This window comes from Psychrobacter halodurans, assembly GCF_017498075.1.
Lineage (GTDB): Bacteria > Pseudomonadota > Gammaproteobacteria > Pseudomonadales > Moraxellaceae > Psychrobacter > Psychrobacter celer.
Genome location: NZ_JAGBKN010000004.1, coordinates 57,874 through 77,181 on the forward strand (window position 1 = coordinate 57,874; position 19,308 = coordinate 77,181).

16 protein-coding genes are annotated in these 19,308 nt (G+C 48.7%); 6 read left to right on the forward strand and 10 right to left on the reverse strand.

Going from position 1 to position 19,308, the window contains the following annotated elements:
* Window positions 1-42: 42 nt before the first annotated feature.
* From hutH to hutU, 3 genes are all read right to left on the reverse strand, one after another.
* Entirely contained in the window at window positions 43-1,605 is a 1,563-nt protein-coding gene (hutH, locus tag J3491_RS02975; protein WP_207969157.1) for a histidine ammonia-lyase, read from the reverse strand.
* Window positions 1,606-1,705: 100 nt separating this feature from the next.
* A complete protein-coding gene (locus J3491_RS02980) occupies window positions 1,706-3,076 on the reverse strand; it encodes a YjiH family protein (RefSeq protein ID WP_243456059.1) in 1,371 nt (456 codons plus the stop codon).
* A 32-nt stretch (window positions 3,077-3,108) separates the two neighbouring features.
* Window positions 3,109-4,842: a urocanate hydratase gene (hutU, locus tag J3491_RS02985; protein WP_207969158.1), complete on the reverse strand. Its 1,734-nt coding sequence runs from the start codon at window positions 4,840-4,842 to the stop codon at window positions 3,109-3,111.
* A gap of 317 nt (window positions 4,843-5,159) precedes the next feature.
* Between hutU and J3491_RS02990 the strand changes: the two genes are divergently transcribed.
* The 4 genes from J3491_RS02990 to J3491_RS03005 all read left to right on the forward strand — a co-directional run bounded on the left by J3491_RS02990 (window position 5,160) and on the right by J3491_RS03005 (window position 8,741).
* The gene (locus J3491_RS02990; RefSeq protein WP_207969159.1) at window positions 5,160-5,909 is read left to right on the forward strand and encodes a UTRA domain-containing protein; all 750 of its coding nucleotides are present in this window, start codon (window positions 5,160-5,162) and stop codon (window positions 5,907-5,909) included.
* Between the two features lie 400 nt (window positions 5,910-6,309).
* The gene (locus J3491_RS02995) at window positions 6,310-7,146 is read left to right on the forward strand and encodes an amino acid ABC transporter substrate-binding protein (protein ID WP_207969160.1); all 837 of its coding nucleotides are present in this window, start codon (window positions 6,310-6,312) and stop codon (window positions 7,144-7,146) included.
* Complete coding sequence (locus J3491_RS03000; RefSeq protein ID WP_025644029.1) at window positions 7,146-7,883, forward strand: amino acid ABC transporter permease; 738 nt, start codon at window positions 7,146-7,148, stop codon at window positions 7,881-7,883. Before J3491_RS02995 ends, J3491_RS03000 begins: the two co-directional genes overlap by 1 nt.
* A gap of 114 nt (window positions 7,884-7,997) precedes the next feature.
* On the forward strand, window positions 7,998-8,741 hold the full coding sequence (locus J3491_RS03005) for an amino acid ABC transporter ATP-binding protein (RefSeq protein WP_207969161.1): 744 nt from the start codon (window positions 7,998-8,000) through the stop codon (window positions 8,739-8,741).
* Window positions 8,742-8,875: 134 nt separating this feature from the next.
* On the opposite strand, the gene J3491_RS03010 is transcribed toward J3491_RS03005, so the two are convergent.
* The 4 genes from J3491_RS03010 to J3491_RS03025 form a co-directional block, all read right to left on the reverse strand.
* Window positions 8,876-9,904 carry a DMT family transporter gene (locus tag J3491_RS03010; RefSeq protein ID WP_341534375.1) on the reverse strand — a complete coding sequence of 343 codons (1,029 nt, stop codon included), beginning with the start codon at window positions 9,902-9,904 and terminating at the stop codon, window positions 8,876-8,878.
* A gap of 138 nt (window positions 9,905-10,042) precedes the next feature.
* Window positions 10,043-10,702, reverse strand: a complete 660-nt coding sequence (locus J3491_RS03015; RefSeq protein WP_207969162.1) for an anthranilate synthase component II — start codon at window positions 10,700-10,702, stop codon at window positions 10,043-10,045.
* 33 nt (window positions 10,703-10,735) lie between these two features.
* On the reverse strand, window positions 10,736-12,151 hold the full coding sequence (locus tag J3491_RS03020) for an anthranilate synthase component I family protein (protein WP_207969163.1): 1,416 nt from the start codon (window positions 12,149-12,151) through the stop codon (window positions 10,736-10,738).
* A 101-nt stretch (window positions 12,152-12,252) separates the two neighbouring features.
* Entirely contained in the window at window positions 12,253-12,528 is a 276-nt protein-coding gene (locus J3491_RS03025) for a Trp family transcriptional regulator (RefSeq protein WP_075100549.1), read from the reverse strand.
* A 430-nt stretch (window positions 12,529-12,958) separates the two neighbouring features.
* Between J3491_RS03025 and J3491_RS03030 the strand changes: the two genes are divergently transcribed.
* Window positions 12,959-15,022 (forward strand): TonB-dependent receptor domain-containing protein, encoded by a 2,064-nt coding sequence (locus J3491_RS03030; protein ID WP_075100759.1) that lies wholly within the window; start codon window positions 12,959-12,961, stop codon window positions 15,020-15,022.
* A 257-nt stretch (window positions 15,023-15,279) separates the two neighbouring features.
* On the forward strand, window positions 15,280-16,035 hold the full coding sequence (locus tag J3491_RS03035) for a siderophore-interacting protein (protein WP_207969164.1): 756 nt from the start codon (window positions 15,280-15,282) through the stop codon (window positions 16,033-16,035).
* Between the two features lie 38 nt (window positions 16,036-16,073).
* Here J3491_RS03035 and J3491_RS03040 read toward each other — a convergent pair whose 3' ends face one another.
* The 3 genes from J3491_RS03040 to J3491_RS03050 all read right to left on the reverse strand — a co-directional run bounded on the left by J3491_RS03040 (window position 16,074) and on the right by J3491_RS03050 (window position 19,120).
* Complete coding sequence (locus J3491_RS03040; protein WP_207969165.1) at window positions 16,074-16,835, reverse strand: iron ABC transporter ATP-binding protein; 762 nt, start codon at window positions 16,833-16,835, stop codon at window positions 16,074-16,076.
* 80 nt (window positions 16,836-16,915) lie between these two features.
* Complete coding sequence (locus J3491_RS03045; protein WP_207969166.1) at window positions 16,916-18,010, reverse strand: iron chelate uptake ABC transporter family permease subunit; 1,095 nt, start codon at window positions 18,008-18,010, stop codon at window positions 16,916-16,918.
* Window positions 18,011-18,178: 168 nt separating this feature from the next.
* On the reverse strand, window positions 18,179-19,120 hold the full coding sequence (locus J3491_RS03050) for an ABC transporter permease (protein WP_156410090.1): 942 nt from the start codon (window positions 19,118-19,120) through the stop codon (window positions 18,179-18,181).
* Window positions 19,121-19,308 lie beyond the last annotated feature (188 nt).

Genomic DNA, 19,308 nt, shown 5'->3' on the forward strand with positions numbered 1-19,308 from the left:
CTGTACTCTTTTTATTTAGCACTTACTATAAAAGGATGCTATTTATTTAGACTCGTACCAGTCACTACGCAGTGCCTGCCAATGCTTTGTCAGTGCACCATCTAATACCAGCTGTTTTGCCGCTTCGATATCGGGGGCTAGATAGCGATCTTTGTCATAAAAAGTCACTTGCTCACGCAACTTTTGATGGGCGGCCTGTAATGCTTCGGAAGTAGCAAGGTTACGATGGAAGTCAATCCCTTGACCAGCAGCCAATAGCTCAATGCCAACGATGGTAGCGGTATTTTGCGCCATCTCATATAGGCGGCGGGCGCTATAGGTGGCCATCGACACATGGTCTTCTTGATTGGCAGAGGTTGGGATGCTATCGACACTGCCAGGATGGGCGATAGACTTGTTCTCTGAGGCTAGCGCCGCGGCAGTCACGTGAGCGATCATAAAGCCGGAGTTTACCCCTGCATTTTCCACCAAAAATGGCGGTAGGCCACCTGATAAGGTTGCGTCAATCAATAGTGCCACACGGCGCTCAGACATAGAGCCAATCTCAGCGATTGCTAAAGCGAGCATATCTGCGGCAAAGGCCACTGGCTCGGCATGGAAGTTACCCCCTGAGATAGCCACTGGGCCATCTTCATTATTAAAAATAAGCGGATTATCCGTCACCGCATTAGATTCAATTAATAACGTTTTGCCTGCTTGGTTGATGATATCAAGGCAAGCGCCCATCACTTGTGGCTGACAACGTAAGCAATACGGATCCTGTACTCGATCATCTTGCTCGTCATTGTGGGAAGCACGAATAGCACTGCCTTTAATTAGTTGACGGTGGGCTTTGGCGATCTCTATCTGACCATGGTGACCACGTACTTCATGAATACGGGCATCAAAAGGCGCATCCGAGCCTTTGGCGGCATCAATAGACATGGAGCCGACGATGGTTGCTGTCTCTAATAAATCTCTTGCTAAGAAATAACCGCGCAGTGCCAGTGCTGTTGAGACTTGTGTACCGTTGATAAGGGCAAGGCCTTCCTTGGCTGCTAGGGTGATAGGCTCAAGACCATGCTGCGTTAATGCCTCAGCGGCAGGCATTTTTTTGCCGTCAACGTAGACGTCGCCTTCGCCCATCATTGCCAGCGTCATATGCGATAAAGGCGCTAAGTCGCCAGAAGCACCAACAGAACCTTTGGCCGGAATGTTTGGCGTAATTTGATGATTAATTAAGCCAAGTAGGCTATCGACCACGACACGGCGGACGCCAGAGACGCCTTGAGCGAGGCTGGCTACTTTCATCACCATAATCAGCCTGACTACGTTGTCTGGTAGCGCCTCACCAGTACCCACTGAGTGCGAGATGATCAGGTTGCGTTGAAGCAATTCGAGCTGATCATCACTGATGCGGGTTTTTGCTAACAGGCCAAAACCGGTATTGATGCCATAAGCGCTCTTATCACGTGCGATGATGGTGCGTACATCGTCGTGCGAGGCATCGATTGCCTGATAAGCGCTGGCGGGTAAGGTAAGGTGGACGGGGTGATTATAGATATCACGTAGCAGCTCAAAGCTTAGCTGGCGAGGGTGGAGAGTCAGGGTTTTGATAGCGGTCATAGGAGAGTCCCAAGGTTAAAAACAATATGAATAATATGCTTTAGTGTTCTGATTTACTTAATGGTATCGGCTCGGCGCTGATGCTGGCAGATGACGCGATTTAAGCCATCCAGCCTACATACATAGCAAAATGTCCGAACGCGGCTGCGATTAGGACGCTAAGGGCTACACGCTCAAACCATATGACGATCATTTTGCCAACCGATACTGGAATTTCTGTTGCGAGTACACACGGAATCATGGCAGAAAAAAACAGCACGCTGCTAATCGATATCACCCCAGCGACGTAGCGTGTTAGGATATCTGCCTCACTGAGTAGTAGTGCTGGTAAAAACATTTCAGCGAGCCCAGCAGACATCCCTTTAGCAGCCACTAAAGGCTCTGGCAAGCCGCCGAGCCATGTAAATGGATACAAGAGCAGACCCAATACATCAAACACTGGGGTGTATTTGGCTAACAAAAGACCGGTCAGCCCGACAGCAATAATAGAGGGCACAATGGCAGCCGCCATCATTAGACCATCGCGAAAATTGGACCATAAAATCTGTTTTAGAACAGTTGCCTGACGCGACGTCGCTAAGCCTAAATCAAACGCGGCGGCCAGCCGTTTGCCACGGGTATGATCGAGTGGCGGGCGTTCAACGTCATTGTCAAAAAGGCTGATGGGCGGAATACGAGCGGTAATAGCGGTGACGATAAAGGTAATCACCAGTGTTGACCAAAAAAATACGTTCCAAAACTCCATTAGGTTTAAGGTCTTGGCAACAATCACCATAAACGCTGCCGATACCGTAGAAAACCCAGTAGCAATAATGACGGCTTCACGCGCTGAGTATTGTTTTTGTAGGTACACACGATTGGTAATCAATAAACCAATAGAGTAACTACCCACAAAAGACGCAACGGCATCAATTGCCGATGAGCCAGGCGTTTTCCAAATAGGTTTCATAATCGGCTGCATTAGCACGCCGACCATCTCAAGCAAACCAAAACCCACCAAAAATGCCAAGATTAATGCCCCAATAGGGACAATCATACCCACAGGTAATGCCAGCTTTTCAAACAAAAATGGCAGCATGTCAGCTTCCATCATATAGGCAGGGGCGGTGCCAGTCATATACATCACCGCCAAAACCAAACCGATTATCTTAAACACGGTCAGGATTTTGTGGGTAAGGTTTTTGCGCCATGAACCGTCTATGAATGGCTTGCCAACACCAAATATCATCAGCAAAAACAATAAGGTCACAGATAAGGTGTGTTGCTGAGTGACCAGATAAGTGGCCCCATGATCAAACAAAATCGTGCTTTTGTCACCGATGGTAAAGGGCACAAAAAACATCACTAAGCCAATAGCACTAAAGACGATAAGTTGTAATAGTGCGATGGGTTTCGACAGCAGTTTGTTAGACGATGGCGACGTCGTCATAGCATCAGTATCGGCGTGATTTATGGTGTTTTGCTCAATCATATTATCCTCCTTGATAAAATGTATTGGGTAAGCTATTTAATCATCGGCAGATGTAAACCATAGTCCTTGGCGGTTTTGATCGCCAGCTCGTAGCCGGCATCGGCATGACGCATCACCCCTGAGCCGCAATCATTGACCAGTACGCGCGCCAAGCGCTTGGCTGCGTCATCTGTACCATCGGCGACGATGACCATGCCAGAGTGCTGCGAGTAGCCCATGCCCACGCCGCCGCCATGATGGAGGGACACCCAAGTGGCGCCGCCTGCGACATTGAGCATACCATTTAATAGCGCCCAATCCGACACCGCGTCTGAGCCGTCTTTCATGCTCTCAGTTTCACGGTTTGGGCTGGCAACAGAGCCGGTATCCAAATGGTCACGGCCGATGACGATGGGGCCTTTGAGCTCACCGTTTTTGACCATCTCGTTAAAGGCAAGTCCTGCTTTATCACGTTCGCCCAGACCTAACCAGCAAATGCGGGCTGGCAGGCCTTGAAATTGAATACGCTCTTTTGCCATATCCAGCCAGCGATGCACATGGATGTTTTCAGGGAACAGCTCTTTGATTTTTTGATCAGTTTTATAGATATCTTCTGGATCGCCTGATAGCGCCACCCAGCGAAACGGCCCTTTACCTTGGCAAAACAGCGGACGCACATAAGCGGGGACAAAACCTGGGAAATTAAAGGCGTCTGTTACCCCTTCATCAAAGGCCACTTGGCGGATGTTATTGCCATAATCTGTGGCAGGGATACCCATGTCTTGTAGATCCAGCATGGCTTGTACGTGTACGGCACAAGAGGCGGCGGCAGCTTTGCTCAGTGCGGCGTGTTGCTCTGGGTTTTCTTGCGCCGCCCTCCACTCATCAACGCTCCAGCCACTTGGCAAGTAGCCATTGATTAAATCATGAGCGGAGGTTTGGTCAGTGACTAAGTCAGGTTTGATTTCGCCTGCGTTCGCACGCTTGACCATTTCAGGCAGGATATCGGCGGCGTTACCAAGTAGGGCGATAGAGACGGCTTCACCAGCGGCGGTATGTTGCTTAATCAGCTCATAAGCATGGTCAAGATCGTCCGCTTGCTTGTCGACGTAACCAGTACGCAAGCGAAAATTAATGCTGGACTGCTGACATTCGATGTTTAAAGAGGTCGCACCAGCAAAGCTTGCGGCCAATGGCTGCGCGCCGCCCATACCGCCAAGACCAGCGGTCAAAATCCAGCGTCCGCTCCAATCGCCATCATAATGCTGGCGACCTGCTTCCACAAAAGTCTCATAAGTGCCTTGGACGATGCCTTGGGTGCCGATATAAATCCAGCTGCCAGCGGTCATCTGCCCATACATAAACAAGTCTTTACGATCCAGCTCGTTAAAATGCTCCCACGTTGCCCAGCGCGGGACAAGGTTGGAGTTGGCAATGAGCACGCGCGGCGCATTTTCATGCGTTTGAAAGACGCCAACGGGTTTGCCAGATTGTACGAGTAAGGTCTCATCGTCTTCTAGCTCTTTAAGAGAGGCGAGGATTTGATCATAGCTTTCCCAATTACGGGCAGCGCGTCCGATACCGCCATAGACGACTAGGCTCTTTGGGTTTTCGGCCACATCAGGGTGCAGGTTGTTTTGAATCATACGATACGGCGCTTCGGTCAGCCAGCTCTTGCAATGCAGCGTATTGCCAGTGGGTGCAGCGATATCACGGCTGTCATCACGGCGGGTAAAGGTGTTTGCCTTAAGGGTGTTGTCTGTGGTGGTTTCCTTGGCAGTAGTCATGAACAGATCCTTTTGAGTGTGCGTCGCTTATTTACGCCGCGTGTTTACGTGGTCTATTTGCGAGGCATTTAGCGATAATATTGGAATTGCTTAATAAGTTGTATATACAAATTATCAAAGATTTATTTTTCATGCAAGCATTTTTTGTATGGGGTAAGATCTTTGACGTAAGTCTGTCTTAGTGCCGGCTTTTCTTTGTCTTCTGTGGTCGGTGATCCAACGCAGGTAGTGATGAATGGATGAGGGCTGCCGCGGCGACGGATGGTCATGGTATTATGAGGCTATTATTTTGCTAAAACTGACGGTAAAACACGGACATGACAAAACAAGTTCCCGCTTATCAGCGGATCAAAAACGCAATCTTGGACAATATTCACTCAGGGAAGTGGCAAGCAGGTGAGGCCATCTCTACAGAGATGGCGCTGGCTGAGGAGTTTGGTGTATCGCGCATGACGGTCAACCGTGCGCTAAAAGAGCTGAGCGAGGAGCGAGTGCTGGAGCGCCGGCAAGGCTCAGGGACCTTTGTCGCCCAGCAGCAGTTTAATCATACTTTTGTAGAGGTGCGCAATATCGCCCAAGACTTGCGCTCGGCCAACCGCAATTATCAAGCGCAGGTGGTGAGCAAACGTGTGATCACCACAAGTATGCTAGATGATGAGCTGCGCCGTAAGTTTGCTATCGACAGTGCGGCAATCTCAGGCGCGAGGAGCGCGGCGGATAGTAGTGCGGCGGTCTTATACGAAGTGAAAATCATTCATTTCGCCGACGGCCTGCCCATACAGTTTGAGGAGCGCTGGGTCGATGCACAAAAGCTACCTGAGTTTATCGAGCAAGACTTTAGCATTATTAACACCAGTGAGTACTTGATTGCCAAAAGTCCACTGGAGCGCGGTAGCTATACCATTCGGGCGCTAGCAGCACCAGATGAGATCGCCGCGCTGCTACAGATTGCCCCGCAGTCTCCCACATTAGTGCTGCGCCGTCAGACCTATTCAGCAGGGAAGGTGTTGACCTTTGTGAAAATGTGGCACGCAGGGGAGCGCTATCAGTTCTCAGGCGAGCTGTGACCACAAACGAGCAAAATTGGCTGTTGCTCACTGTTTTTGTACGTTTATTCTTACCTAAGTGCGTTAATATAGAAACAATTGAGTTTTTTTGTTTGAAAACTATTTGTTTTAAACCCTTTTGTTTTAAACCCTTTGTTTGAAAGATAGGGACAGGCTGTGATAAGAAAATGCAGAAAGTAGCCAACACAGTATTGAAAAAATTATCTGCAGTCCTCAAATCGGGCAGCTAAAGCCGATGCGCGCTGTGCGGACACTGTCCAAGTACGATTTGTTTGTAAAGGTGTTTGCCTGCATGGTTTTATCATACTGTTTTCTTATACAGCTTTTGCCTACAGCATGGGCACATTATACTTCTGCTAGACACTTTTAGACTTATTCATTCATCTTATAAGGACGCCTTATGAAACGTCGTACTCTTTTAGCCCTCGCCGCCAGCACAGTCCTGCTCGCTGCTTGTGGTCAGTCTACTACCAATGACGCCGATAGCAATGCGACTGATAACGCCGCGAGCGGTGGCTCTGATATGCTGCAACGCATCAACGATGGCGGCACGATCAATGTGGGTACTGAGGGTACCTATCCGCCGTTTACCTATCACGATGAAAGCGGCAAGCTGACCGGCTACGATGTCGAAGTTACCCGTGCGGTGGCGGATAAGTTAGGTATTGAAGTCGAGTTTAAAGAAACCCAGTGGGATGCGATGCTCGCAGGCTTAGACTCGAAGCGTTTTGATATGGTGGCCAACCAAGTCAGCCTAACGACGCCTGAGCGCCAAGCAAAGTACGATCTCGCGCAGCCTTATAGCTGGTCTGGTGCCGTGGTACTAGCGCCTACCGACGACAATCGTTATGGCTCGTGGGAAAACCTAAAAGGTCTACGTAGCGCCCAGTCGTTAAGCAGTAACTATGGTGAGCTGGCCGAACGCTATCAAGCCGAAATCGTCCCTGTCGATGGTATGGCGCAAGCGATTCAGTTGGTCAAACAAGACCGCGCTGACTTTACCATGAATGACAATTTGGCCGTACTTGATTATCTAAAAAAATTCCCAGATAGTGGCCTTGAGATCAAACTGGTTGCTCCGGCCGACGAGCAGCGCGGTTCAGGTTTGGTACTATTAAAAGGCAATGACGCTGTCGTGACGAAGTTAAATGAAGCCATGAGCGAGCTGCATGCCGACGGCACGCTGACCAAGCTTAGCGAAGAATTCTTTGGTGCTGATATAAGTCAACAAAAATAATGCTAGCGTCTCTTACCTCAGCGTTAACCGATCTATTGGCACTGCTGCCCTTTATGAGTCCTGATCGAGCGCAAATCGTCATCGACTCGTTTTGGCCGATGCTCAAGGGCGGTATCTACTATTCGATACCGCTGGCTTTGATTTCGTTTGCCATCGGTATGATGATTGCGCTGGTCGTGGCTCTGATTCGTATTGTGCCGCGTACAGGCTGGCTGCATGAGATTGTCTACCGTCTGGCTCGTATCTATGTCTCGGCGATTCGCGGGACACCGATGCTGGTGCAGTTGTTTATTATCTTTTATGGGCTGCCAAGCGTCGGCGTCAAGCTCGACCCGTTTCCTTCAGCGATTATTGCCTTTTCGCTCAATATCGGTGCTTATGCCTCAGAGACGGTGCGTGCCTCGATTTTGTCGATTCCAAAAGGCCAGTGGGAAGCAGGCTCGACGGTCGGTTTGACGTATCTGCAGACCTTTCGCCACGTGATTTTGCCGCAAGCGTTACGGGTATCGGTACCGCCTTTGTCCAATACCTTTATCAGTCTGGTCAAGGACACGTCATTGGCATCGCTGGTATTGGTCACAGAGCTATTTAAGCAAGCGCAGATCATTACCGCCCGCAACTATGAGTTTATGCTGGTTTATACCGAAGCGGCTTTTATTTATTGGGCCATTTGTTTGTTTTTGACCTTTATCCAAGGCAAGCTTGAGACCAGACTCGATCGTTATGTGGCCAAATAACCGACAAGTATCGGCCACTGCCGCCATTTCACTCAAGCGACGAGCCAAGTATGGTAGTAGCTATTTGCTTACTCGTGTTTTGTTATTATTCTTTATTTGTCAGCGGAAACCTCTATGATTCAAGTCAGTAATATTCACAAAGCCTTTGGTGACAATCAAGTGCTAAAGGGCATCGACTTGACCATCGAAAAAGGCAAGGTGGTGGTGATACTTGGGCCGTCAGGGTCGGGCAAAACCACGTTTTTGCGTTGCCTAAATGCGCTGGAGATACCCGATCAGGGCGTTATTGCTTTTGAAGACGGTAGCTTGACGGTAGACTTTGCCTCCAAGCCTAAGAAAAAAGCCCTGCTAGCACTGCAGCGTAAGTCTGGCATGGTGTTTCAGTCTTATAATTTGTTTCCGCATAAAACAGCGATAGAGAACCTAATGCTTGGGCCAACGGTGGTACAAGGGCAAAGCAAAGCCCAAGCGCGTACGCAGGCGCTGGCCTTGCTCGATAAGGTGGGCTTGGCAGACAAAGCAGATCTGTATCCGTTTCAGCTCTCGGGCGGGCAGCAGCAGCGCATCGGCATCGCACGTGCGCTGGCCATTGAACCGTCGCTGTTATTGTTTGATGAGCCAACCTCAGCGCTTGATCCAGAGCTGGTACAAGACGTACTTGGCACCATGAAGCAGTTGGCCTCAGAGGGCTGGACGATGGTGGTGGTGACCCATGAGATAAACTTTGCTCGTGATGTGGCCGATCATGTGGTCTTGATTGAGGGCGGCCATGTGGTCGAAGAGGGCAGCGCCAAGCAGCTGTTTGAAGACTCTACCCATCCTCGCACGCAAGCGTTTTTACAGCGTATCGAGCAGTAATTGGGTAGATATTGTCTGGCGCAACCTTGTGACTCTTATATAAAGCCTTTATGCAAAAAACAGCCCCAGCCATGATGTCATGGTTGGGGCTTTATTTGTTTTTAATCTATTTTTTCACTGAGGCTTTTGTTTTGTTAAAAAGGTTTTGGTCGCCGTCTGAGCCACCTTGGTACGCGCGTAGTCGTGCCATTTAGCATGGCATTCAATAAAGCCGCCAGCAAAATCAGTACCACGCCTACATATTGTATCCATGAAAGCGCCTGATGCAGGAGCAGTAGCGCCAAAGCAATGGCGGTCAATGGCTCAAAGATAGTAAACACCGATGCGCGCGTGGCAGGCAGTTTCTCTAATGCTTTCATATACAGCGCAAACGGCACCACCGTACCAATCAAGGAAAGCCCCAGTGCGTAGCCCCAGGTGGCCAGCGGTAAGGCAAATAGCTGCCCGTAAGTACGATACGTCTCAGGCAACAACAGCAGTACGCCAGCACTGATGATAATTGAGGTAAAAAACACCAACGGGGCAGGGTGGGCATAGTGCATCGCGCGTTTGCCAAGGACACCATAGAGCGAATAACACACGCCAGATAGCAGCCCAAGCGCGATACCCCAGTTGACTTTTGCCGCATCACCCAGCATCGTCAAACCCACACCAAACACCGCCATGAGTGCCAGTAGCGCTGACTGGCGAGTGATAGGCTCCTGCAATAACACCGCAGAAAACAGCAGGCTAAACACTGGTGCGGTATATAGCAAAGCAACCGCAGGGCCCGCGCCGACATAGATGACGGCAAAAAAATAACAGAGCGACATACCAAGCACGCCTATCAAGGACTGCAGCGCCAGCCCCAGCCACTGCTTTGGTCTTAGAGCAGACAGATGGAGCCAGAGCGTTGGTAGCATGACCAGCACCAAAAAAGCGGCGCTCACGATGCGCAAAATAGTAATCTGCCAGCCACTAAAGCCGCTCTGGTTTAGATAGGTGGAAAATATCCCAAGCGTGCCCCAACAGACCGCAGCGCTAATGATTTGAATGGTGCCTATCCATGACTGCCGCGCTGTCATCGCGCTCTCCGTGTGTGCCATATCGCTCTCTATTTTATTTTCTAGAAAATTCAAACAATAAGCGAGCAGCTGGCAGCCTAGTAGGTGCTGTTTGCTCACTACGCGCCTAAAATAACAAAAGACAACCTGATAAAAGGCTGCCTTTTGTTTGTTATTTTCAGTCTAACATTAAAGCGTTAATGAAGGACTAACACAAGTCCATTAAACTTAAAAGTCGATTTACTTGGGCTGCATGATTTAAACTTGCAGTAAAAAATTGCTTAGCAAGCGTTTGGCACCTTCTGTGGCAAATGACTCTGGATGAAATTGCACGCCCTGAATCGGATAGTCTTTATGCTGCAATCCCATTATCTCATCGCCTGCGAGCGCCGCCTCTGTCAGGCTCAAGTGATGATGGGCGTCATTGGCAACGACAGCAGTGACGGTTAAGCAGTCAGGTAGCGTATCTGCCTTTACCATAAGCGAGTGATAGCGCATGATTTCTACCTCTTGCGGCAAGCCTTGATAAACACCTGCATCGTCATGGCGAATGGCGGAGACTTTGCCATGCATCGGTACGTGAGCTCGTATCACATCGCCGCCGAATACGTGGGCGATACCCTGCATGCCTAGGCAGACGCCCAATATCGGCGTGGTTTTTCCCATGATTTTGATGACTTCTGCACAAATACCAAAGTAAGCAGGATCATCAGGTGCCCCTGGGCCAGGTGAGATGATAATGCGGTCAAGATTCATCGCTTGTACGTCAGCCAAGGTAATTTCATTATTGCGTTTGACGATGACGTTTGCAGCGCTAGCGCCGTCTTTATCGTCTCCCATGGTTTGCAAAATCTCGCCGATATATTGATATAAGTTAAAGGTAAACGAGTCGTAGTTGTCGATAATCAAAACATTCATAAGTCATCACTCTTTGCTGAAGTAGAGAGGGGTTTAGGCGGTCATAAAGCTGTCTAACACCACTTTCATGGCAGAGAGCTTACGCTGGATTTCTAAGTATTCATCAGCAGGGTTGGAGTCGTAGACATTGCCGCCGCAGGTTTGCGCGTAGGCGGACTCACCATTGATAAATAGACTACGAATAGGAATGGCAAAAATACAATCGCCATTAAAATTAAACGAGCCAAGCGCGCCGCCATACGCACCGCGGCCATCAGGCTCTAGCTCGTTGATGACTTTGATTGCTTCGACTTTTGGCGCACCTGATAAAGTACCGGCAGGGAAGTTGCTGGCAAGCGCGCTAAACATATCTTCATCAGGGTGCAAAATCCCAACGATTTCAGAGGAAATGTGCTGCACATGTGAGAAGCGTTTGATGTCCATCAGGCTGCGCACCTTTACCGTACCAAAGCGCGCGACACGGCCGATGTCGTTACGGTGCAAGTCGACCAGCATATTGTGCTCGGCGATCTCTTTGGAATCGTTTAGCAACGCGCGGGCAAGCTGACGGTCTTCTGCGACATCGACGCCGCGTTTGGCGGTGCCAGCCAGTGGATAGGTTTCCATCTCACCTTGTCGCAGGCGAAACAGCAGCTCGGGGGAGGCACCAATGATGCACTGCTCAGCAAATTTCATAAAGTACATGTGCGGTGATGGGTTGACCGCGCGCAGCTTTTCATAAATCGGCATCTTATCACCGGCGATACGATATTTGGATTTAAAACCCACCTCGCACTGAAAGATACGCCCAGAGATGATGTCTTCTTTGACTTGCATGACGGCGCGCGCATGCTCATCTTGACTCATGCCATCAGCCAAAAACTCAACCGAGGGTGGCTCATAGCAGGGGATGGGTGCATCAAGCAAGGCCTTGATTTGCTCGATACGATTGTCTTGCTGCTCGGTAGGATAGTAAAAATAGAAGATTTCTCCGGTCATCTTATCTAGCGTTAGGCCATCGAGATAGACGCCAAATTTAAAGGGTTCAAAATCGTCGCTTGCCTTTGCATTGAGACTTGGCTCAAAAAAATTGACACTGTCATAACCTAAGTAGCCGACCAGTCCGCCTGTTTGATCACGAGCGATGACGTGCTGCGGGGTGATGCTGCGTAGTAGCTCATAAGGGTTGTCCGTTTGATAGTGCTGGGTTTTGGCGGTTTGATTATCAGTAATTGCCAAAGTTGTGCGGTCAATAGCGGCAATGGTCATCACAGGGTCAAAACCAATAGCATGATGGCGCGCCATATGTCCATCTTCGCCTAGTGACTCAAGCAGATAGCAGGTCTCAAAAGCACGCTCAATACGTTTAAATAACGCAAAAAAATCGATATCTTGGGTGAGTTTGATGCGTTTTGGTTTGCTGGGAATCTCAATCGCCGCAGGCGGATTGTGCTGTAGGGTAGGTGTCATAGTGATGTCCAAAGTGAGTTAGATAGGTGTCAGATAGAGATAGGCAGAATTGATACTAAGCAAAGTTGATACTAAGCAAAATTGATATAATGGCTAATCGCTTACGCACTTTCTCTATGCGTCGCCAATAAAGCGCTGACGTCATGCGCCTGCATCGCCTTGGCGCCGCGTGAGACAGTGGCGATACCAACCCCTAATTGCTCAGATATCTCACGTTGGGTCACGCCGCGCGCCAGCAAATCAAAGATACGTATACGGTTGGCAATCTCTTGTTGCTCTTTTTCTGTCAGCAGCGCGCGAAACAACGCCTCGATATCCGCACTATCAGGACAGTTTGCCAAATGCTGTAATAAGCTGTGATAAGGGTTGGTACTCATGGTATGTCGTCTTATAATAATCAGTCAGATAATAAATAACAGAACAAATTCTCTTGTTTCAGCATTCTAGTACAGTAGTACAAGAAAAACAAGGTATCTGCCTATCTTTTTTATGATATTGATTTATGACGTTGATGCGTCAATCGCCATCTTCCTCCCTTAGGTTTTTCGACGGCCTTTACAAATTATCATTAAAACGCTTAATTTTTCACATTCATTATTGCCAAATTGTTAATACTTGGTTATGATGCCTGTCATTATTTAAATGCTAATAATTATCATTAATATTATTAATGTTATTCGTATGTGAGCCATGCTGTAGCGTCTTGGTGTTTGTCAATGTGGCGATATAGCAATGCATTGATAAATGCCGGACAGGCTACAGTCACAGCTAAAATTTAATATTGATCGTCATCAAAGTGAGTGTGTTATGCGTGAAGTAAAGTTACCAATCTCATCCAATCAATTGACCGTGTTATCTATGGGCGTGGCAGCCATATTGTGGACGCAGGCAGCCAGTGCGGCAGCAGACGACATGCCAAGTACCACACTACAGACCATTACCGTCACGGCCAACAGCTCAGTACGAGACAAAGTTCAAGAAGATGGGGTGTATGTCGAAGACTATACGCCAGCTGCGCAGGCAAGCCACTTAAGTGATTTTTTGGATGTCATACCAGGGGTTGAGGTCGGTGGCACCTCATCGGTCAATCAGCGCGTGCGTGTGCGCGGTCTTGACGACACCAATCTAAAAGTGACGATTGATGGCGCGCGTCAAGAAGGCGCGATGTTTTATCACATGGGTGATATCACCATCGATCCAGACCTATTAAAACAAGCAGAAGTGGCAGTGGGTAACAACTCTGTCACGCTAGGTAACGATGCCATCGGCGGCGCAGTAGCATTTGAAACGGTCGATGCAGTAGATTTACTCAAACCGGGTCAAAAGGTCGGTGCCAAACTACACGCAGGATACGGCAGTAACAACGACGAGCTACTGACATCAGCCACCGTCTATGGTGCCCCAACTGACAACGTCGATTTGTTGGCCTACTATGGCAAGCGCGATGCAGATTCTGGCGAAGATGGTAGCGGCCGTGAGCTTTTTGAAGACAGCGAAAGCGAAAACATCTTATTAAAAGCAGGGGTTTCGATCCTTGACGATCACCGAGTGGGCGCCAGCTTTAGCCGTACCGAAAAAAAAGGTATCTTTCCATTTCGTCCAGATTTTCCGAGTTTGAGTGATGAGAGAATACCGCAAAAGGTAAGCCGAGATACTTACACTGTCGATTATAACTTTAATCCAGTAAACCCTTTGGTTGATGTTGATGCCAATATCTATCAGACCGAGACCGAGATCTTGCGTGATAATGATACTGAAGTCACGCCTGGCTATGATTGGAACGCTAAGATAAAAACCACTGGCGCGAAAGTTGAAAACACCAGTGTGATTGAGAGTGCGTCGGGTCGCCATAAGCTGATCGCAGGTGCTGAGCACTACCAAAAAGAGTCAGAGATGGCGCGCGACGGTGCGCGTACAGGTAATGATGAAGCCAAAAACACCTCAGTCTATCTAGAAGACCAGTGGCAGATGGGTAAACTAACCCTCACACCAGGCGTTCGTTACGACCGTTATGAGTCTCCTGAGTTTGTATCGGACGGCAAAACGTATGACAATGTGGTTGGTGCGTTGGCAGCCAGCTATGAAATCGCGCCGCGTACGCAAGTGTTTGCCAGCTACACAGAGCTGTTCAATGGTCCAGATTTAGGCCAGGCGATATTTAACAGCAATGGTGATGGTATCTATGTCAATGATGACCTAAAACCAGAAGAAGGCTATAACTCTGAAGTAGGTGTCGCGACTACGCTACGAGGGCTGACGCTTGCCGATGATGCGCTACAATTAAGTGCAAAATACTTTAAATCAAATATCGAAAACTATCAGCTGTTTATGAGAACTGGTAATCGCCCAGGAAGATTTGGGCTTGACTGTGAGACAGGAGCAATCGGCGGTGAATGCCAAGGTATGTACAACAGTGCCGAGGACTACGAAATTAAAGGGGTTGAGCTGGCAGCCAACTACAGCACTCGTGACTTTGGCATGGGTCTTAGCTATGCGCGCGCCCGTAGTGAAGGCAGTGAAACAGGCGACAGCATCCCATCAGTGAGTGGCAGTGGTGCTGACTCGGGTGATCGCTATATGCTCAATCTAAACTACGAGCCAAGTGATGAGGTGGGACTAGGCTGGCGCAGTACTTATGTCGCGTCGCTCACCGATAACAACCAAGACACCAAGCCAAGCTATGATGTGCACGATGTGTATGTGAACTATTCACCACGTCAGTTTGATGGTCTAAAAGCCACAGTTGGGGTTTATAACCTGTTTGATGAAACTTATGCTAGCCACGCTTCACGCTTAAATCCAGCTGATGCTACGGCTACAGATTTTGAGATGGGTCGTAATATCAAAACCTCTTTGACCTATCAATTCTAAAAGTCGTCAACTCTAAAATCTATCAGCTCTGACTGCATAATCGTAGTGTGACTGATGAAAAATAAAAAGCCAGCTGTCTGACGAGGAGAGCTGGCTTTTCTTATCGTAATTTTAGACCTCACCAAGATGGTTGTATGACTGTGCTACTGGTATAAATTTTCTTTGCGTGCTGCTTACACAGAGGCTGCACAAAATTCATCCCAGTAGCACTGTATCGTTTTTAAAGTGGGTTAACTAGACAGCTAAAAGGATAAAAAATGACCAAACCTAATCCAAGAGTATTAGAAGTAAAAGGCATCGCTGATATCACGCCAAACATGCGCCGCATTACGCTTGGCGGAGCGGGCATGCAAGACTTCCCAATCGAGCAAGAAAGCGCCTATATCAAATTGATGTTTGCAGGGGAGACAGGAAAAAAGCCCATCATGCGCACTTATACCATTATCCAGCAACGTGACGATGAAATCGATGTTGACTTTGTCTTACATGATCTCAATCACAAAGGCGCTGAAGGTCCTGCCTCACATTGGGCCAAAACCACACAAATCGGTGATACTATTTTGATCGGTGGGCCTGGTGCCAAAAAGCTTATCAATCATGAGGCGGATTGGTTTTTATTGGCGGGTGATATGACCGCGCTGCCCGCCATCACGGTAAACTTAGCACAGCTGCCTGAGGATGCCGAGGGCTATGCCGTCATCGAGGTGCTGAGTGAGGATGATATCCAGCCGCTACAAAAGCCGAAGAATATAACGCTTGAGTGGGTAATCAATGCCGAAGCAAGCAGCAATCATTACCCCATTCTTGAGCGTATTAAGACGCTAGGCTGGCCGGCTGGAGAGGTGGCAGTGTGGGCGGCGTGCGAGTTCAATAGTATGCGAGCGCTCCGTCAGTACTTTAAACAAAAAGAAGTGGCTAAGAGTCATCTTTATATCTCCAGCTACTGGAAACTTGATAGCAATGAAGATGAGCATAAAATCGTCAAACGCGAAGATGCTGCATTAGGGTTATAAGGTGACGTAGCTACAGTCTTGCTTAACTATAACTATAACTATAACAATGTATCGACAATCACTGGCCGACCTTGATGGTTAAGTACTGTCACATCGACGTTATATAAGTCTTTTATAGTATCTTTAGTGATGACGTCGACAGGCTGCCCAACCGCCATCACTTGGCCAGTTTTCATCATGACCACAGTATCGGCAAACTGCGCGGCTTGGTTGATATCATGTAGGACGATGACCACGGTTTTTTGCTGACTGCAGCTAAGCTCGCGCAGCTCACGCATCAGACGCCCTGCATGGTACATATCCAGATTGTTTAGCGGCTCATCGAGCAGTAGATACGGCGTGTCTTGACAGACAATCATCGCAATCAGCACGCGTTGCCGCTGACCACCAGAGAGTGTCGATAAAAAACGCTCGGCTAATGGCTCAAGCTCAAAACGCTCGATCATTTCTTGTACTTTTTGCTCGTCCTCCGCGCTCGGCTGTCCTTGATGATACGGATAGCGGCCAAACATCAGCAGCTCATGCACGCGCAGACGACCTTGCACTTGGTTGTCTTGCCCAAGCATCGCCACCGTCTTAGCCAAAGTGCGCGCAGGGCAGCTGACAATGTCATGCTCACCAAACATCACTTTCCCAGACTGTAGCGGTTGTAGCCTTGCCATGACCGAAAATAAGGTAGATTTGCCCGCGCCATTGGGGCCGATTAGGGCAATTACTTGGGCGCTTGGTAAGGATAAGCTGATGTCATGCAGGATTTGTTGTTTGCCGATATGGTGGGAGATATTATCGAGTTTAATCATAATAATTCTTATTTTTTAGATAAATTTTAATCAGTTTTAAATAGTTTATGATTTTTTATATAGGTTAGTACGACATGTTATCAACGACGCTGAGTCATAAAAATCAAAATTAAAAACACCAAGCCGCCCGCCAGCTCAATCACCACGGATAACACTCCCGCCATGCCCAGTACTTGCTCAAACAGCGTCTGACCAAGAACCAAACAAATCATCGCCACCAAACTGACCAATATCAGGCGCTCGCTATGATACATATGCCGTGCAATGCGATTGGTCAAGGCGCAGACCAGCAAGCCAAAAAAAGTTACCGGCCCGACCAGTGCCGTGGCGGTGGCGACCAATACCGCAATGACTGTTAATAGCCCAAATGCGAGGCGTTGATAATTAATGCCCAAATTAATCGCTTGCGCCTTACCGAGCATCAAGACATCGCATTGATAGCGCCAGCGCCAAATACACAGCGCGCTAATGGTGCAAATAATGAAGCTAATCCCCAATAGCTGCGGGTTGACGGTATTAAACTGCGCGTAACTGGCTGACTGCACTACGACAAAATCATCGGGGTTAATCAGGCGCGCAATCAATGCTGATAAGCTGCGAAATAACACCCCAAAGATAACGCCCACCAGTATTAGCCGCGTCAAATCCTGACTGCTTTTTGAGAACAGCACTCGAAATAACAATAACGACGCGCCAAACATCAGGACAATCTCAAGGGCGAATTTGGCAATAGGATTGATGCTGGTAAAGCTCATCGCGCCCAAAAAAAACACCAATAAGCTTTGGAGCAGTACATACAGAGAGTCAAAGCCCAGTAGAGAAGGGGTCAAAATAGGATTGTGCGTTAAGGTTTGAAAGAGCAGAGTCGATACGCCAATCGCATAGCCGACTACCATGAGCGCCAGCAGTTTTTTACCTCGTAGTGGCAAGGCAAAATCCCAATGACCATTGACATTGAGCGTCAAAAACAGCGTCATCGAGACCAGTAAAATAACAGCGGCAATCGCCTTTGGATGACTGGTAATAAATGCCCAAAGCTGAGCCAAGCGACTCTGGGTAGAGGGGGTTGCGTGGTTCTCGTTATCTAAATTATTATTTTTTAAACGACGCTTCTCTGCTGAGTCAGTCTTTGTAGAGCGGCCAGTTATAGAGCCATGCTTAGACGGTGAAAACATACGTAAATCCTACTATGCTACCTGTAATAGTAACAACGCCACGCTTATCTAAGCAGACAACAGGACGAATAAATAAAGAAAAGGGTCAATGGTGGTGAGTCAGCTACTTTATGGCCAGATGCGTTATTATGCGTTACATTGTTATGAGGTGCCTTATTACAAGACGCCTTATCGCTCAGCAGGCGCGCGTAATAACAGCCATAAAAACAGCACCGTGCCGACCACACCAAACACCGTGGCGACCGGCACTTCAAACGGGTAGCGGATAGAGCGCCCGATGATATCGCAGAGCAATACTGCCGATGCGCCCAGTAGCGCGACAGCTGGCAAGCTACGGCGCAGCTTATCGCCCATCAGCCGGCTGACGATATTGGGCACCACCAAGCCAATAAAAGGAATCATGCCCACCGTCACGACGACGACCGCGCTCATCATCGCCACCATACCGACGCCAAGCCAAGTGACCTGCCGCTTACTAATGCCCAAGTTTAAAGCGATATTATCGCCTAGCCCGACGATGGTTAGCTTATCAGCGATGATATAAGCCAGCACGCACAGCGCGCCCGTTAGCCATAGCAGCTCATAACGCCCTGCCAAAACGCCAGAGAAGTCGCCAAATTGCCAAACACTGAGCATCTGTAGCGTCTCGGTCTGATAGGCAATAAAGGTCGTCACCGCCTCGATGATACCGCCAAAGACGATACCGATGAGCGGAATCATCAAAAAATCCGTCGGCGGAATACGGTGAATGAGTAGCATAAACAGCATCATGCCACCGACTGCCGCGATGGTGGCGACACCCATCTTGACCAGTAGCGCACTGGCAGGGAACAGCAGGCTGACGACCAATAAACCCAGTGCTGCGCTTTGCGTTGCCCCTACCATCGATGGCTCGACGAAGCGGTTTTTTAGCACCACTTGCATGATCATCCCTGCCACCGCCATGGCGACACCGGTCAAAATAATGGCAATGGTACGCGGTATGCGGCTCACCAGTAGTAGCGAGCTGTCTGAGTTGGCGCTATGGTTGATGAGGCTATGAAAAATACCAGACCACGAAAAATCCGCCACCCCAATGGATAAACTTAATAACACCAAAAGCCCCATCATGATGAGGCTGACTGTGTTGATAAGCCATGGCGGTATGGCCGCATGCTGACGCGTGTGGCTCAGAGCCTTGCTGCCGATTTGCCAAGGTGATGATGTGGGCAAAGCGGGACTGGTCTCAAGACTATTGGCGTGGGTCTGGGCACGCGATGAAAATAACGACATAACGGCTACTGGCTCATTAAATAATA

Excerpts from the sequence above, each read along its gene's own strand:
- hutH (WP_207969157.1), bottom strand. The coding sequence starts at position 1,605 with ATGACCGCTATCAAAACCCTGACTCTCCACCCTCGCCAGCTAAGCTTT.
- J3491_RS02980 (WP_243456059.1), bottom strand. The coding sequence starts at position 3,076 with ATGATTGAGCAAAACACCATAAATCACGCCGATACTGATGCTATGACG.
- hutU (WP_207969158.1), bottom strand. The coding sequence starts at position 4,842 with ATGACTACTGCCAAGGAAACCACCACAGACAACACCCTTAAGGCAAAC.
- J3491_RS02990 (WP_207969159.1), top strand. The coding sequence starts at position 5,160 with ATGACAAAACAAGTTCCCGCTTATCAGCGGATCAAAAACGCAATCTTG.
- J3491_RS02995 (WP_207969160.1), top strand. The coding sequence starts at position 6,310 with ATGAAACGTCGTACTCTTTTAGCCCTCGCCGCCAGCACAGTCCTGCTC.
- J3491_RS03000 (WP_025644029.1), top strand. The coding sequence starts at position 7,146 with ATGCTAGCGTCTCTTACCTCAGCGTTAACCGATCTATTGGCACTGCTG.
- J3491_RS03005 (WP_207969161.1), top strand. The coding sequence starts at position 7,998 with ATGATTCAAGTCAGTAATATTCACAAAGCCTTTGGTGACAATCAAGTG.
- J3491_RS03015 (WP_207969162.1), bottom strand. The coding sequence starts at position 10,702 with ATGAATGTTTTGATTATCGACAACTACGACTCGTTTACCTTTAACTTA.
- J3491_RS03020 (WP_207969163.1), bottom strand. The coding sequence starts at position 12,151 with ATGACACCTACCCTACAGCACAATCCGCCTGCGGCGATTGAGATTCCC.
- J3491_RS03025 (WP_075100549.1), bottom strand. The coding sequence starts at position 12,528 with ATGAGTACCAACCCTTATCACAGCTTATTACAGCATTTGGCAAACTGT.
- J3491_RS03030 (WP_075100759.1), top strand. The coding sequence starts at position 12,959 with ATGCGTGAAGTAAAGTTACCAATCTCATCCAATCAATTGACCGTGTTA.
- J3491_RS03035 (WP_207969164.1), top strand. The coding sequence starts at position 15,280 with ATGACCAAACCTAATCCAAGAGTATTAGAAGTAAAAGGCATCGCTGAT.
- J3491_RS03040 (WP_207969165.1), bottom strand. The coding sequence starts at position 16,835 with ATGATTAAACTCGATAATATCTCCCACCATATCGGCAAACAACAAATC.
- J3491_RS03045 (WP_207969166.1), bottom strand. The coding sequence starts at position 18,010 with ATGTTTTCACCGTCTAAGCATGGCTCTATAACTGGCCGCTCTACAAAG.
- J3491_RS03050 (WP_156410090.1), bottom strand. The coding sequence starts at position 19,120 with ATGATGGGGCTTTTGGTGTTATTAAGTTTATCCATTGGGGTGGCGGAT.